Origin of the sequence: Nonomuraea cavernae (assembly GCF_040655715.1) — a bacterium.
GTDB classification, from domain to species: Bacteria; Actinomycetota; Actinomycetes; order Streptosporangiales; family Streptosporangiaceae; genus Nonomuraea; species Nonomuraea cavernae_A.
The window spans coordinates 195,794-211,834 of record NZ_JBFAKL010000013.1 but is presented as its reverse complement, the minus strand read 5'-3'; the positions used below and the strand labels follow the sequence as shown (position 1 = coordinate 211,834).

Annotated in this window: 3 protein-coding genes; 2 read left to right on the top strand and 1 reads right to left on the bottom strand. The window is 73.9% G+C overall.

What is annotated here, in order from left to right; genetic code table 11:
- Positions 1 to 15 precede the first annotated feature (15 nt).
- Positions 16 to 2,250 (top strand): ACP S-malonyltransferase, encoded by a 2,235-nt coding sequence (gene fabD / locus AB0I38_RS20965; protein ID WP_358470279.1) that lies wholly within the window; start codon positions 16 to 18, stop codon positions 2,248 to 2,250.
- 16 nt (positions 2,251 to 2,266) lie between these two features.
- Here fabD and AB0I38_RS20960 read toward each other — a convergent pair whose 3' ends face one another.
- Complete coding sequence (locus AB0I38_RS20960; RefSeq protein WP_358470276.1) at positions 2,267 to 3,004, bottom strand: thioesterase II family protein; 738 nt, start codon at positions 3,002 to 3,004, stop codon at positions 2,267 to 2,269.
- A 98-nt stretch (positions 3,005 to 3,102) separates the two neighbouring features.
- On the opposite strand from AB0I38_RS20960, the gene AB0I38_RS20955 reads away from it, so the two are divergent.
- On the top strand, positions 3,103 to 16,038 hold the full coding sequence (locus tag AB0I38_RS20955; RefSeq protein WP_358470273.1) for an amino acid adenylation domain-containing protein: 12,936 nt from the start codon (positions 3,103 to 3,105) through the stop codon (positions 16,036 to 16,038).
- Positions 16,039 to 16,041 lie beyond the last annotated feature (3 nt).

Sequence of the window (16,041 nt, the reverse complement as noted above, 5' to 3'; positions counted from 1 at the left end):
AGAGGAACGCGTCTGATGTCCGTCGTGTGGGTTTTCCCCGGGCAGGGGTCGCAGCGCAAGGGCATGGGGGCGGGCGTCCTGGAGAGGTACCCCGAACTGTGCGCCCGCGCCGACGAGATTCTCGGCTACTCCGTCGCCGAGCTGTGCGACGACCCGGTGCGGCTGCGTGAGACCCGCTACGTGCAGCCGGCGCTCTTCACGGTCAACGCCCTGAGCTTCCTCGCCCGGCAGGAGGAGGGCGGCCGGCCGGACTACCTGGCCGGGCACAGCCTGGGCGAGTACACGGCGCTGTTCGCGGCCGGCTGCTTCGACTTCGAGACCGGGCTCGGCCTGGTCAAACGGCGGGGCGAGCTGATGTCCGGGGCGTCCGGCGGCACCATGGCGGCGGTGCTCGGGGCCCGGCAGGAACAGCTGGAGGAGCTGCTGCAGGGCACCGGCGTCGACATCGCCAACTACAACTCCCCGGAACAGGTGGTCCTCGCCGGGCCCAAGGACGAGCTCGACGCGCTCAGCGGCAGCGCCCCAGGCAAGTGGGTGCCGCTGAGCGTGAGCGTCCCCTCGCACTCGCGCTACATGGAGCCGGCCGCCGCCGCCTTCGCCGAGGCGCTGGACGGCGTCCGCATCGCCGAGCCGCGAGTGCCCGTCATCTCCAACGTGACCGGACGCCCGTACGAGGCGGGGGAGGCGGCAGAGCTGCTGCGCCGCCAGATCTGCAACCCGGTGCGGTGGGTGGACGGCCTGCGCTACCTGATGGGCCAGGGCGTGCGCGAGCTGGAAGAGATCGGCCCCGGCGACGTGCTCGGCAAGCTCTGGGAGGTCACCCGGCGCCATCCCGTCGAGACGCCGGCGGCCCGGGACTCCGGGGTCGCGTTCGGCTCCGGAGTCCTGGGCCGCGACTCCGGGGTCGCGCTCGGCTCCGCCGAGTTCCGCGCGGACTACCGCGTCCGCCACGCCTACCTGGCCGGGTCGATGTTCAAGGGCATCGCGTCGGCCGACCTCGTGATCAGGATGGGCCAGGCCGGGCTGATGGGCTTCTTCGGCGCGGGCGGGCTCACCCCGGACGAGATCGACCAGGCGCTCGACACGATCGAGAGTGGTCTCGGGCCGGACGGCGCGTACGGCGTGAACCTGCTCTACGGCTTCGACGAGGAGGGCCTGGAGCGCGAGACGGTGGATCTGCTGCTGCGGCGCGACGTCCGCCACGTCGAGGCCGCCGCCTACTCGCGCATCACCGCGCCCCTCGTGCGCTACCGCTACAGCGGCGCCCACCGTGACGCGTCCGGCCGGCCGGTCGCCGTCCGGCACGTGCTGGCCAAGGTCTCCAGACCCGAGGTGGCGAGCGCCTTCATGCGGCCCGCGCCGCAGGCCGTCCTGGACAGGCTCGTGCGGGAGGGGGCGCTGAGCGCGGCCGAGGCGGAGGTCGCCCGGGAGCTGCCGGTCAGCGCGGACCTCTGCGTCGAGGCCGACTCGGCCGGGCACACCGACGGGCGCTCGCCGTACGCGCTGATGCCCGCGATCCTGCGGCTGCGCGACGAGGAGATGGCCGCGCACGGCTATGCCAGGCGCATCAGGGTCGGCGCGTCGGGCGGGATCGGCGCCCCGGAGGCGGCCGCCGCCGCGTTCGTGCTGGGCGCCGACTTCATCGTCACCGGCAGCGTCAATCAGTGCACACCGGAGGCGGGGACGTCCGACGCCGTCAAGGACCTGCTCGCCGGGCTCGACGTGCAGGACACCGCCTACGCCCCGGCCGGCGACATGTTCGAGCTGGGCGCGCAGGTGCAGGTGGCCAGGAAGGGCACGCTCTTCCCGGCCCGCGCCAACAAGCTCTACCAGCTCTACCGCCAGTACGGCTCGCTGGAGGAGATCGACGAGAAGACCAGGCGGACGATCCAGGACAAGTTCTTCCGCCGCTCCTTCGACGAGGTGTGGGAGGAGACACGGGCGTTCCTGGCCGCGCGCAGGCCGGGCGAGCTGGCCCGCGCCGAGCGCGACCCCAAGCACCGGATGGCGCTCGTCTTCCGCTGGTACTTCGTGCACACGATCAGGCTGGCGCTGCGCGGCGAGGCCGGGCGCGAGGTGGACTACCAGGTGCACTGCGGCCCGGCGATGGGCGCGTTCAACCGGTGGGTCGCGGGCACGGAGCTGGCCGACTGGCGGGCCAGGCACGTGGACGTCATCGCCGACCGGCTGATGGAGGCCGCCGCCGGGCTGCTCGAAGCCCGGCTGCGCGACCTGTCCAAGGACGGTTGACCTTGTCCAAGGCCGGTTAACGGACGTTCAGGAGGTGGCGGTCCAGGTCCTCCTGGATCGCCGTCAGCACCTCGGGCCGCGGGCCCTTGAGGTAGAAGTGGTCGCCGCCGAACACGCGCAGCGTGAAGCCGCCGCCGGTGGCGTCGGCCCAGGCGGCGATCTCGTCCGGATCCACCTCCGGGTCGGCGTCGCCGAGCAGCGCCGAGATCGGGCAGTCCGGCCGGGTGCCGGGCAGCGGCGTGTACGACTCGTTCAGCTCGAAGTCGGCGCGCAGGCTCGGCAGGAACAGCTCCAGCAGGCTGCGCTGGCCCATCACCTCGGACGGCGTGCCGTTCAGCTTGCCCAGCTCGGACAGCAGCTCGTCTTCGGACAGGTCGCTGAAGCGGCGGCGGCGGGTCGGCAGCTGCGGCGCGCGCCGCCCCGACACGAACAGCGCGACGGGAGGAAACCGGCGGGCCGTCTCCCAGGCCACCGCGGCGCCCATACTGTGCCCGAACAGCGCGAAGGGCCGGTCGGTGTACGGCTCGATGGCCTCCGACAGCGGGCCCACGAGCTGCTCCATGCGGTGGTAGGGCCGCTCGCGGATGCGCGACTCGCGCCCCGGCAGCACCACGGGGCAGACGTCGACCTCCGGCGACAGGTGCTTGTCCCACTTGCGGAACAGCGCCGATCCGCCTCCCGCGTGCGCGAAGCAGAACAGTCTGATCCGAGCGTCGGTTCTGGGCTCTCCGCCCGCTATCCAGGAATCAGGCATGGTCCGAAAGCTACGGCCGGACGTCTCTCGGTGACTGCTCAGTCTTGAGCAGGCAGGGCGCGGCCTCCTCACTAGCGTCGCAGAGACGGAGGAGGCTTATGGAGCACAACGAGCGCGTGACGGAGGCGGTCGTCCGCCTGCTGGCCGAGGCGCTGCCCGGCGGCGCGGACCTGACCCCCGACGCGTCACTCAAGGACAACGGACTCGACTCGATCTCCGCGGTACGGGTGTGGTTCGAGATCCAGCGGGAGTTCTCGCTGGACTTCCCCGTCGAGCGGCTGGGCGAATGCGCGACGCCGGCGCGGCTGGCCGAGCGGATCGCCGAGCTGGCCGGGACGGAGAAGAACGTCGCCCCGGCCGCCCCGGTGATCAGCGCGGCCCCCGGCGAGCGGCACGAGCCGTTCGCCTTGACGCCCCTGCAGCAGGCCTACGTCATGGGCGCGGACGAGGACGTCACCCCAGACCCGGTCGGCTGCCAGGTCTACCGGGAGTTCGAGGTGCCCGGCGTCGACGCCGGACGCCTGCGGGAAGCCTGGCAGCGCGTCGTCGACCACCACGACGCCCTGCGCCTGGAGCTGGGCGAGGACGGCACCCAGCGGGTGCTGGAGCGGGCTCCCTCGTGGGAGCTGCCGGTGGACGAGCCCGGCGCCCGCGAGCGCCTCGCGCACCGGCGCTACGAGCCCGGCGTCTGGCCGCCGTTCGCCGTCGAGGTCACCACCCCCGGGACCGTGCACTTCGGCATCGACGCGAGCGTGACCGACGGGCGGGGGCTCGACGTGCTCCTGCGCGACTGGTGGCGCTGCTACCGCGACCCCGGCCACCGCCTCGCAGACGACGCCCCCTCGCTCCGCGACTGCCTGCGCGCGCTGGAGGCGCACCGGCAGGGCCCTCGCTACCAGGAGGACCTGGACTACTGGCGGGGTCGCCTGGCGGATCTGCCGCCCGGCCCCGCCGCCGGTGTGCCGGACGGCTCGCCGCGGTCCGCGCTGACCGGCTCGCTGAACGCCGCCCAGTGGAGCGCCCTGCGCGCCAGGGCCGCCGAGCTGGACGTCTCGCCGACCGCCCTGGTGCTGACCCTGTTCGCCGAGACGGTCGGCAGGGGCGAGGCCTGCTCCCTGGCCGTCACCACGACCGGCCGGGCGTGGCTGCCGCGCGAGGTGGACGAGGTCGTCGGGCCGTTCACCGGCACGGCCGTGTTCGCCGCCGAGAGCACGTTGGGCGAGCCGCTGGAGGAGGCGGTCCAGGAGGTGCACCGGCGGTTGTGGCGCGACCTCGGCCACGCGGCCGTCCCCGGCGTGACCGTCATGCGCGAGCTCCGCGAGCTGCGCGAGCGGACGGCGCTGCCCGTCGTCTTCACCAGCCTGCTGGACGCCCGGCCCGACGAGGCCGTGCCGCCGGTGTCGTACGCGCTCAGCCAGACCTCCGGCGTCGCGCTCGACCACCAGATGTGGGAGCTCGACGGCGAGCTGCGGATGCGCTGGGACCTGGTGCCCGGCTGCTTCGCGCCCGGCGAGCCGGAGACCCTGTTCGCCCGTTTCACCAACGCGCTGCGCGCCCTGAGCGCCGACGCCGGAGACGCGCAGATCCGGCCGCTGAACGAGCTGCAGAAGGCGTACTACGTGGCCCGCGCGGCCGGTTCGTGCCGATACGACGGCTGCCAGGTCTACCACGGCTTCCACGTCCGCGATCTGGACCGGGACCGGCTCGAACGCGCCTGGCTGCGCCTGGTGGCCGCCTACGACGCGCTGCGCGCGGAGGTCACGCACGACGGGACGCTGCGGGTCAGGCCGCACGCGCCGGAGAACTGGAGCATCCCTGAGACCGCCGAGGTCGAGGTCGAGGAGATGGCGGGGCGGGCCTTCCCGCTGGGCCGCTGGCCGCAGTGGGAGCTGCGGGTCACCGGCGAGACGGTGCACGCGGCCGTCGACCTCACCGTGCTCGACGGGCGGAGCATCCACCTCGTGCTGCGCGAGCTGTTCCGGCTCTACGCCGACTCGACCGCCGAGCCGCGCCCGCCTGGGGAGCACGCTCTTGAGGACTCGGGTGAGGCCGGCTACTGGACCGAGCGGTTCCGCGACCTGCCGCCCGGACCCGAGGTTGCCACCACGCCCGCCCGCCGCGTCCGGCTGAGCGGCAGCGTCGCCGCGGTCTCCGACGAGACCGTCTTCGCCGCCCTGACCGGCGCGCTGGGCCGGCGCTTCACCGACCCGTTCAGCGTGTCCGTGGTGCGCTGGACCGCCGAGTCCGAGCCGCTGCGCCCCGGCGAGTTCACCGCGCTGAGCTGGGTCACCGACGAGGAGTCCTATCAGGACCGGATCGAGGCCGACGCCGCGAGCGGCGCTCTGACCGGCCTGGCCACGCTGCGCGGTCACGTCATGAAGGAGCGCCGCCGCCGCGCCTACGCCTTCCCCGTCGTCTACACCAGCACTCTCGACCTGACCGCGCACCCGCTGCCGGACGGCGTGGAGGCCGGGCCGTGGATGACCTACACCCCGGACGTCGCGCTCGACTGCATCGTCATCAGGGAGGGCGACCGGCTGCACTACCACTGGGACGCGCTGGAGCCGGAGTTCCCCGACCTCGCCGAGCTGTTCGCGGCCTTCGAGGACCGGCTGCGCCCCGCGCACCGGCTGTTCGAGCGGCAGGCCGCCGCCCGGCCGGACGCGGTCGCGCTGCGGCACGCCGGCGGGACCATGACGTACGGGGAGCTGAACCGCCGGGCCAACGCCGCCGCCTGGCGGCTGAAGGAGCTGGACGTGGGGCCGGGGACGGTGGTCGGCGTGCGCCTGTGCCGCGGGCCGGACATGGTGGCCGCCGTCCTCGGGATACTCAAGGCGGGCGGCGCCTACCTGCCCGTCGAGCCGTCGCTACCGGACGAGCGGGCCGCCGTCATGCTGGACGACGCCGCCGCCGGGATCGTGCTCACCTGCCCGGAGACGCCCGGCTGGGCGGTGCCCGAGGGCGTGCGCACCGTCGAGCTCGCCGCGGACGGCGACGACCGTGGCGACCCGCCCCTGGTGAACACCGTGGACGACCTCGCCTACGTGATCTTCACCTCAGGCAGCACGGGCAAGCCCAAGGGCGTCGAGGTCAGCCACCGGCCGCTGCTCAACCTGCTCGACTGGTGCTACCGCACCTTCGAGTTCGACGCCTCCGACGTCGGGCTCTGCGTCACCTCGCTCGGCTTCGACCTGTCGGTCTTCGACATCTTCGGACTGCTCGGCCGGGGCGCCTCGCTCTACATCGCCGACGAGGGTCAGCAGCGCGACCCCGAGCTGCTGCTGGACATCCTGCTCGACGAGCCCATCACGTTCTGGAACTCCGCGCCCACCACGCTCAACCAGCTCGCCCCGCTGCTCGCCGACCTGCCGGGCCACGAGGGCACCGGCGACCTGCGGCTGGTCTTCCTCAGCGGCGACTACACGCCGCTGCCGCTGCCGGACGCCGTACGCGCGACCTTCCCGCGGGCGCGGGTGGTCAGCCTGGGCGGCGCCACCGAGGCCACCGTCTGGTCGAACTGGTTCGAGGTGGGGCAGATCGACCCCTCGTGGCGGAGCATCCCGTACGGCCGACCGATCGACGACGCCCTCTACCACATCCTTGACGAGAACCGGCGGCCCTGCCCCGAGGGCGTCGAAGGCGACCTGTTCATTGGCGGCCGTTGTCTGAGCCTCGGCTACCGTAACCAGCCCGAGCTCACCGCCGAGCGGTTCGTGCCCGACCCGTTCGCGGGCGGGCGCATGTACATGACCGGCGACCGGGCCGCCCTGCTGCCCGACGGGAACATCACGTTCCTCGGACGGGCCGACACCCAGGTCAAGATCCGCGGATTCCGGGTCGAGCCGGGCGAGATCGAGCACCGGCTGCGGCAGCACCCGGGCGTCCGGGACGTCGTCGTCCTGGCCCGCGACGACCGGTCCGGCGAGCGGAAGCTGGTCGCGTACGTGGTGGCCGAGGGTGAGGAGCCCGACGTAGGGGAGCTGCGCGGGCACGCGGCCGAGACGCTGCCGGCGTACATGGTGCCCAACCACGTGGCGTTCGTGACCACGTTCCCGGCCACCTCCAATGGCAAGCTGGACCGTGACGCGCTTCCGTGGCCGCTCGGCGAGCGCGCCCCCGAGCCTGTCCCCGTCCCCGAGTCTGTCCCCGTCCCCGAGTCTGTCCCCGTCGCGGGGCCCGTCCCCCAGCCCGTCCCCGAGCCCGTCCCTGTCCCCGTCTCGGAGCCTGTCTCCGAGCCCGTTTTCGAGCGCGTTCCGGAGCGTGCCTCCGAGCCCGTCCCGAGGCCCGTCCCGGAGCCCGTTCCCGAGCGCGCCGCGGAGGTGGCGGCCTCGGCGGTGACGGAGATCGCGGAGCTGTTCGCCGAACTGCTCGGAGTCGACGAGGTCGATGTCGGGCAGGACCTCTGGGACCAGGGCGTCACGTCCTTCACCATGGTCCAGGTCTCCAAGGCGCTGCGGAAGCGGTACGGCAAGCGCGTCCCCGTGGCGCTGCTGCTGGAGAACCCGACCGTCACCGGCATCGCCGCGATGGCGGGCGGCTCCGACCAACCGCTCGCCGACCAACCGCCCGCCGAAGCGCGGCGTGCCGAAGGGCCACGTGCCGAAGGGCCACGTGCCGAAGGGCCGCGTGCCGAAGGGCCGCGTGCCGAGGAGCCCGTGCGGTCGGCCGAGGCGCCCGCCGCCGAGGTGAGCGAGCCGGGCGAGGTCGACTTCTTCTCGGCCGAGGACCGGGAGGCGTTCAAGGCCGGCCGGTGGAACCTGCGCCCGCTGGAGCCGGACGCCAGCCTCATCCGGCTGGACCGGATCGACGTGCCCGAGGAGCACTTCGCGTGGCGGGCGAGCGTGCGCGACTTCGAGCCCGGCTCCCTGCCGTACCGGTCGCTGTGCCGGCTGCTCAGCCTGCTGCGCGAGCGGCGGCTCGGCGACCGCGAGCGTCACCTGTACCCGTCGGCCGGAGACACCTACGCGGTGCAGGCGTACCTGCACGTCACCAGGGGCGCGATCGACGGCGTGGCCGAGGGGATCTACTACTACAACCCGAGCGAGCACGCGCTCCAACTGGTGAACGGCCGCCCGGAGATCGGCCGCTCGGCGCACTTCGTCTACAACCGCGACCTGTACGATCGCGCCGGCTTCAGCCTCTACCTGATCGGCCAGGTCAAGGGCATCGAGCCGCTGTACGGCGAGCAGAGCCTGCGATACCTGACCCTGGAGGCGGGCTACCTCGGACAGCTGCTGATGACCGGCCAGGCGGCCTGTGGCATCGGGCTCTGCCCCATCGGCGAGGTGGCCTTCGACGGCATCCGTGACCAGCTCGATCTCGACGACGGGCACCACTTCCTGCAGGCGTTCCTGGGCGGCCCAGCCGAGTACGCGACCCGCGACACCGCGCCCGTTTTCTCCGCACCGCGAACGGAGTCCGCACCGCGAACGGAGTCCGCGCCTGAGACGCAGCCGCCTGGTCTCGCCGTGATCGGCATGGCCGGGCGCTACCCCGGCGCCGACGACCTGGACAGCTTCTGGCGCAACCTCCGCACCGGCACCCGCAGCGTCGGCCCGAACCCGAGAGGCGAGCGGCCCGGCGGCTACCTGGAGCACATCGACCGCTTCGACAGCCTGCTCTTCCACGTCTCGCCGAAGGAGGCCGCGACGCTGGACCCGCAGCTCCGCCTGCTGCTGCACAGCGTCTGGGAGTGCCTGGAGCACGCCGGGCACACCCCGGCCTCGCTGCACAGGAGCGCGCCCAGGGTGGGCGTCTTCGTCGGCTCGATGTGGCACGACTACCAGCACGCGGGCGCCGCGGCCTGGCGCGCGGGCGGCCCGGCGGTGGTCTCGGCGACGGCCTCCGACATGGTCAACCGCGTCTCGTACTTCTTCGGCTTCACCGGGCCGAGCATCGCCGTGGACACCTCGTGCTCCTCCACGCTGACCGCCCTGCACCTGGCCGCCCAGGCCATTCGCTCGGGTGACTGCGACGCGGCCGTGGTCGCGGGCGTCAACCTGCTCGCCGACCCCTATCACGCCGGGCTGCTGGCCGGGCTCGGCCTGCTGGCCGACGAGGCCGGCGCCGCCGCCTTCGCCGCCGACCGGCCGGGCTGGACCGTGGGCGAGGGCGTCGGCTCCTTCCTGCTGCGGCCCGTCGTGGACGCCGTCCGGGAGGGGGACGCGGTCCATGGCGTGGTCGAGGCCACCTGGGTCGCGCACACCGGCCGCAGCGGACGCTTCACCGCGCCGAACGCCGATGCCATGGCCGAGTCCATGCGCCGCGCCCTGGAGCGGGCCGGGGCCGGGCCCGACGACGTCTGCTATGTCGAGAGCGCGGCGGCCGGTGCCTCCCTGGCCGACGCGGCCGAGGCGGAGGCGCTCACCGAGGTCTTCGCCGGGCGGGCCGAGCCCGTCGCGGCGGGCACGCTCAAGCCGAACATCGGCCACCTCGAAGCCGCCTCGGGCGCCTCCCAGCTCGCCAAGGTGCTGCTGCAGATCCGGCACGGACTGCTGGCGCCCACCCTCCTCGCGGAGCCGCCCACCGACGCGGTCACCGTGCCCGAGCAGACGCGGCCGTGGACCGGCGAACGGCGGCGGGCACTGATCAACGCCTTCGGGGCGACCGGGACGCACGCGCACGCCGTCGTCCGCGCGCCCCTTCCCGGGGAGTCCCAGGGGGCCGCGCCCGACGACGGCCGGGAGCACGCCGTGCTGGTGTCCGCCGCGACCGGGCAGCAACTCGTGACCGCCGCGCGCCGGCTCGCCGCCGAGATCGCCGAGACCGCCGGGACGGCAGGGGCCCCCGGGACCGCCGGGGCTGTCGAGACCATCAGGGCCGCCGGGACCGCCGGGACCGTCGGGGTCGCCGGGGCTGTCGGGGTCGCCGGGACCCCTGGGGCTGTCGAGACTGCCGGGGTCGCCGAGACCGCCGAGGCCGGGGAGCCGGGGCTGAGCCGCGTCGCCTACACGACCCAGACCGGGCGCGCCGCCCTCGCGCACCGGCTCGCCGTCGTCTGCCGCGACGTGGAGGGGCTGCAGGAAGGGCTGGAGGCGTTCGCGGCGGGCAGGGCGCACGCATCCGTGCTGTCCGGCGACGCCGACCGCCCCGGCACCGCCGAACTGCCCGGTGCCGCGGACCGCCCCGGTGCCGCCGAACTGCCCGGCACCGCCGAACGCCTCCATGCCGCCGACCACCCCGGCGGAGCGTCCGACCCGCAGGCGACGGACATCCGGACGGAGGCCGAGGCGGCCGCCGTCTGGGTGTCCGGGCAGGAGGTGGACTGGGAGCGGTTCTGGCCGGAGGCCCCCGGGCGGGTGGCGCTGCCCGCCTACCCGTTCGCGGCCGAGCCGTACTGGATCGAGCGGACGGAGCCGGCCACACCTCAGATCGCCACGGACGAGATGGGGGAGTACCTCAAGGGCGTCTACGCCGAGATCTCGGGCATCGACGCGGACCGGCTGGGCCTGCGCGTGCCGCTGGAGCAGTACGGGCTGACCTCGTACCAGATCGCCCAGCTCAACGAGCGGCTGGAGCGGGACCTGGGCGAGCGGTCGCGAACGCTCTTCTTCGAGCACCGGGACCTCGCCGGCGTCGCCGCCGCGCTGTCCGCCAAAGCGCCCGCTCCGCGGACCCCCGAGCCCGAACGGCCCGAACCGGATGACGACGACGCGATCGCCGTGATCGGGATCGCCGGGCGCTACCCCGACGCCCCCGACCTGGCGGCGTTCTGGAAGAACCTGGCCGCCGGGCGGCACTCGCTCTCCCGCGTCCCGGACGGCCGGACCCGCGACGGCTGGCCGGTGGACCTGATGTGGGGCGGCTTCCTCGACGGCGTGACCGACTTCGACCCACTGCTGTTCGGCATCACCCCGCGCGACGCGGCCCTCATGGACCCGCAGGAGCGCGTCTTTCTCGAGGTCGCCTGGGAGGCGCTGGAGGACGCGGGCTACCCGCGCACCCGGCTGCGCGACCGGCACGGATCGAGCGTGGCCGTCTACGCGGGCGTGATGTACAACGAGTATCCCTTCTTCGGCGTTGAGCAGAGCCTGCGCGGCACGCCCACGGACACCGGCGCGACCCCGGGCGGCGTGGCCAACCGCGTCTCCTACCACCTGGACCTCAAGGGGCCCAGCATGTCGATCGACACGATGTGCTCGTCCTCGCTGGCGGCGCTGCACCTCGCGGTCCGGTCGCTGCGCCAGGGGGAGTGCGAGCTCGCGATGGCCGGCGGCGTCAACCTCAACCTGCACCCGAACAAGTTCATCCAGCACGCCCGGATGCGGCTGACCGCCGGTGACCGGCGCTGCCACAGCTTCGGGGCGGGCGGCGACGGCTTCGTGCCCGCCGAGGGCGCCGGGATCGTCCTGCTCAAGCCGCTGTCCAGGGCGAAGGCGGACGGCGACCGGATCCACGCCGTGATCAGGGGCACCGCAGTGGTGCACTCCGGCCGGACCAACGGCTGGGTGGTGCCCAGCCCGGTCGAGGAGGGTGACCTCGTGGCCCGCGCGCTCGCCGACGCGGGGGTGGACCCCGCCGGCATCGGCTACCTGGAATGCCACGGCGCGGGCACCGCGCTCGGCGACCCCATCGAGATCAACGCCCTCATGCGGGTGTTCGGGCAGGCCGGGCTGGCGCCGGGGAGCATCCCGATCGGGTCGGTCAAGTCCAACCTCGGGCACGTCGAGTCGGGCGCCGGCATCGCCGGGCTCACCAAGATCGTGCTGCAGCTGCGGCACCGGCGGCTCGTGCCGTCCCTGCACGCCGACGAGCTCAACCCGGACATCGACTGGGACGAGATCCCCTTCCGGGTGCAGCGCGAGGCGGCCGACTGGCCCGAGGGGCCCGGCGGCGCACCCCGGCGGGCGGGCATCAGCTCGTTCGGCGCCGGAGGGACGATCGCGCACGCAGTGCTCGAAGAACCACCGCCAACTGAGACCGGCACGCCCACCGAGATCGGCACGCCCGAGATCGGCGCGCCCGAGATCGGCGCGCCCGAGATCGGCGCGCCCGAGATCGGCGCGCCCGAGATCGGCAGGCCCGCCGGAGGACCGCAGCTGATGGTGCTGTCGGCGCACGACGAGAGGCGGCTGCGCGCCATGGCCGGTCGGCTGGCCGGGCACCTGCGCGCGACGCCCGAGAGCCTCGCCGACGTCGCCTACACGCTCCAGATCGGACGCGAGCCGCTGCGCGAGCGGCTCGCGCTGGTCGTCTCCGAGGTGAGGGAGCTGTGCGAGCGGCTGGAGCGGTTCGCCCGGTCGGAGCCCACCGACGTGCTGCGAGGCCGAGTCCGGGCGGGCGGCCCGCCGCCCGGCGATCTGCCGCCCCACGATCTGCCGCCCTACGATCTGGCGCCGGGCGACCTGGTGGGCGGCCCGCCGGCCGTGCGGCCTGGCGACCTGGCGGAGCTGGGGCGGCACTGGGTGAACGGCGGACACGTGGACTGGGCGCCTCCGGCTGGCGCGCGCCTGGTGGGGCTGCCGTCGTACCCGTTCGACCGGATGCGGTGCTGGCCCTTCGAGGCCCCGGACGTCCCTGAGGGCTCCGGCGCCTCGGAGGCCCCCGGCGCCGCCCGGCCCGCCGACGGGACCGTCTCCGAGTCGGCTGTGGTCGAGATGCCGCTCTTCGAGCGGACCTGGACCGCGTGCGAGCGTCCCGCGCACGATCCGGGAACGCTCGGCGGCGGGACCGTGGTGTGCCTGTTCAACGCCGCGTCCGAGGAGCTCGCGCGGTCACTCGGCGAGCAGGTCGTGCTCGTACGCGAAGGGGAGCCGGTTCCGGAGGAGTTCGCCGGCTGGATCGACCTGTGCGACCTGGGCGAGGCGTGTCCCGGACGCGAGCTGGAACGGCTCGCGTCCCTTCAGGACGCACTGGCCCGACGCCGTCCGCTGACGATCCTGCACGTCACCAGTGGTCTGCTGGACCTCGACGGAGCCCGGCCGAGCCTGGCCGGGGCGCGGATGGCGGGCTTCGTGCGGATGCTCGCCGCAGAGTACCGGGCGGTCACGGCCACCGTGCTGGACAGCGACCGGCCCTGCGCGCAGCAGATCCGCGCCGAGTGGGCGGCCACCGAGCCCTACGGGGAGGTCTGCTACCGCGACGGCGGGCGCTACCGTCCCGATCTGCGCGAGCTGCCCGCACCCTACGCGGAGCCGGACCTCGACCCCGAGGCCGTCTATGTCGTGAGCGGCGGCACCAGAGGGCTGGGTGCGCTGGTGGCCCGCCACCTGACCGATCGCGGCGCGCGTCGGCTCGCCCTTCTCGGCGTGCGGCCACTGCCGCCGCGCGACCAATGGGACGGGTCCAGCGAAGAGGCCGTCGCCACCGTCCTCGACCTGGAGCGCATGGGCGCCCGGGTGGCCGTGCACAGCGGGCCGCTGTCCGAGCGCGCCGAGCTGACCGCTTTCCTGGACGGCGTGCGGCGCGAGCTGGGACCGATCGGCGGCGTCGTGCACTGCGCCGGACGCTCCAGCCAGGGCAGTCCGTCGCTGGCGCACAAGCACCAGGATGACCTCGGCACCGTGCTCGCGCCCAAGGCCGACGGCCTGGAGGCGTTGGACGAGGCGTGCGCCGGGGACCGCCCCGCCTTCTTCGTCACCTTCTCCTCCGTCTGTGCCGTCGTGCCCGCGCTGGCCGCCGGGGTGGCGGACTACGCGGCGGCCAACACCTTCCTCGACCTGTACACCGGGGTCAGGCGACGGGCCGGGCGGCCCGAGTTCCGCTCGGTCAACTGGCCGCAGTGGCAGGAGTCCGGCGGGGCGCGTGGGAGGCCGAACGTCTGCGAGCCCGTCGGGATCGCGGCGCTCGGCGACCGGGACGGGCTGCGGGTGCTGGACCGGGTGATCGGCCTCGCGCGCGGCGCTACCGTGCTGCCGTGCCCGCCGGCCGGCGTGGCCGTGGACGTCCCGTCGCTGATCAGGTTGCCTGAGCGGGAGGAACGTCGTCCGGTTCCTGAGCGGGAGGAACGTCGTTCGCTTTCCGAGTGGAAGGAACGGCGTTCGGTCTCCGAGCGGGAGGAAGGTCGTCCGGTTCCCGAGCCTGCGCATGCTGAGGGGCCCGACTGGCTGGCCGCACTGTTCTCCGAGACGATCGGCATCCCCGTGGACGTGCTGGACCCGACGGCTGAGTTCGGGGACCTCGGCGTCGAGTCGGTGATGCTGGCCGAGCTGGTGCAGCGGATCGAGGAGCGGCTCGGGGAGAGCCTTGAACCGTCCCTGCTGCTGGACCATCCGACGCTGGAGCAGCTCCGCGAGCGGCTCGGCGTTCCCGAGAAGGCCATCCGGGACGCTGCGGAGCCCATCCCGGAGCCCATGTTGAAGCCCGTGACGGAATCCGTTCGGGAGTCTGTGCCCGGGCTCGTTTCGGGGGGCGTTCGGGAGTCTGTGCCGGGGCTCGTTTCGGGGGCCGGACGGGAGCCCGTGCCGGAGCCTGTTTCGGGGGCCGTCTCCGCTGGGCCGTTCGAGGTGCGTGAGAGGCCCGGGTCCGAGGACCGCAGGATCGCGATCATCGGGATGGCCTGCCGGCTGCCCGGCGCCCCCGACGTGGCCGCCTTCTGGCGGAACCTGACCGCGGGCCGATGCGACGTGCGTGAGGTGCCCGCCTCCCGCTGGGACCACCGCGAGCTGTACCGGCCCGAGCCCGCGCTCGGGCGCAGCATCAGCAAGTGGGGCGGGTTCGTCGACGGCATCGAGTCCTTCGACAACGACTACTTCGAGCTGGGCGAGGACGAGGCCCGCGCACTGGACCCGGCCATCCGCATGTTCATGGAGTGCTGCGCCGCCTGCCTCGCCGACGCCGGCTACGAGCCCGGCGAACTGCGCGGACGCCGGGTCGGTGTGTTCGCGGGGGCCCGCATGTCCGACTACGGGCGGCGGGTGGGCATCCGGCCGGGCGGGCTCGCCTCCGACCAGAACTTCATCGCGGCCAGGGTCGCCCACCACTTCGATCTGCGCGGCCCCAACCTCGTCGTGGACAGCGCCTGCTCGTCCTCCCTGGTCGGTGTGCAGCTGGCCGGGCAGAGCCTGCTCGCCGGAGAGGCGGAGGTCGCCCTGGCGGGCGGGGTGGAGGTGCTTCTGGACGAGAACGACTACCTGCAGCTCAGCGCGGCCAAGGCGTTGTCGCCCACTGGCCGGTGCCACACCTTCGACGAGCGCGCCGACGGGTTCGTCCCTGGGGAGGGGTGTGGGGTCGTCCTGCTCAAGCCGCTGCGCGCGGCCCTGGCCGACGGCGACCGGGTGCACGCCGTCATCGAGGCGGTCGCCGTGAACAACGACGGCCGCACCATGGGCGTCACCACGCCCAACCCTGAGGCGCAGGCCGACGTGGTCCGCCGGGCCCTGGCGGCGGCGGGGCGCACGCCGCGCGAGATCGGCCTGGTCGAGGCGCACGGCACCGGCACTCTCATCGGCGACCCCATCGAGCTGCGCGCCCTGACACGGGTGTTCGGCGAGGGCGGCGGCGACCCGGGCACGTGCGCGATCGGCAGCGTGAAGACCAACATCGGGCACACGCTGAGCGCGGCCGGGATCGCCGGCCTGCTCAAGGCGGCGCTGGCCGTCGAGCACGGGCAGATCCCGCCGACGCTGTCCTGCGAGCGGCCCAACCCGCGTTTCGACTTCGGCGCCTCGCCCTTCGAGCCCGCCACCGAGCTGCGGGACTGGGCCTCGCCGAGGGTCGCGGGCGTGAGCTCGTTCGGGCTCGGCGGCACCAACGCGCACCTCGTGCTGAGCGAGCTCGATCCGCGGCTGCGCGTGAAGCCGGAACGCGAGCCCGCCCCCGCGCCGGTCTTCCGGCGCAGGCGGCTGTGGCTGGACCGCGACCCCGGCCCTGCGGCCGGACGCGATCCCGACGCTGATCACGGCCCTGCTGTCGGACGCGATCCCGGCACTGATCACGAGCCTGCTGTCGGGCGCGATCCCGGCACTGATCACGGCTCTGGCGTCGGACGCGATCCCGGCCTGGCTTCCGAGGGCCTGGCTCCCGGCCACGATCTCAGCCCGCCGGACGACGCCAGCTCGCTGCTCGACCTGAACATCACCACGGGGAGGCGCTGACTC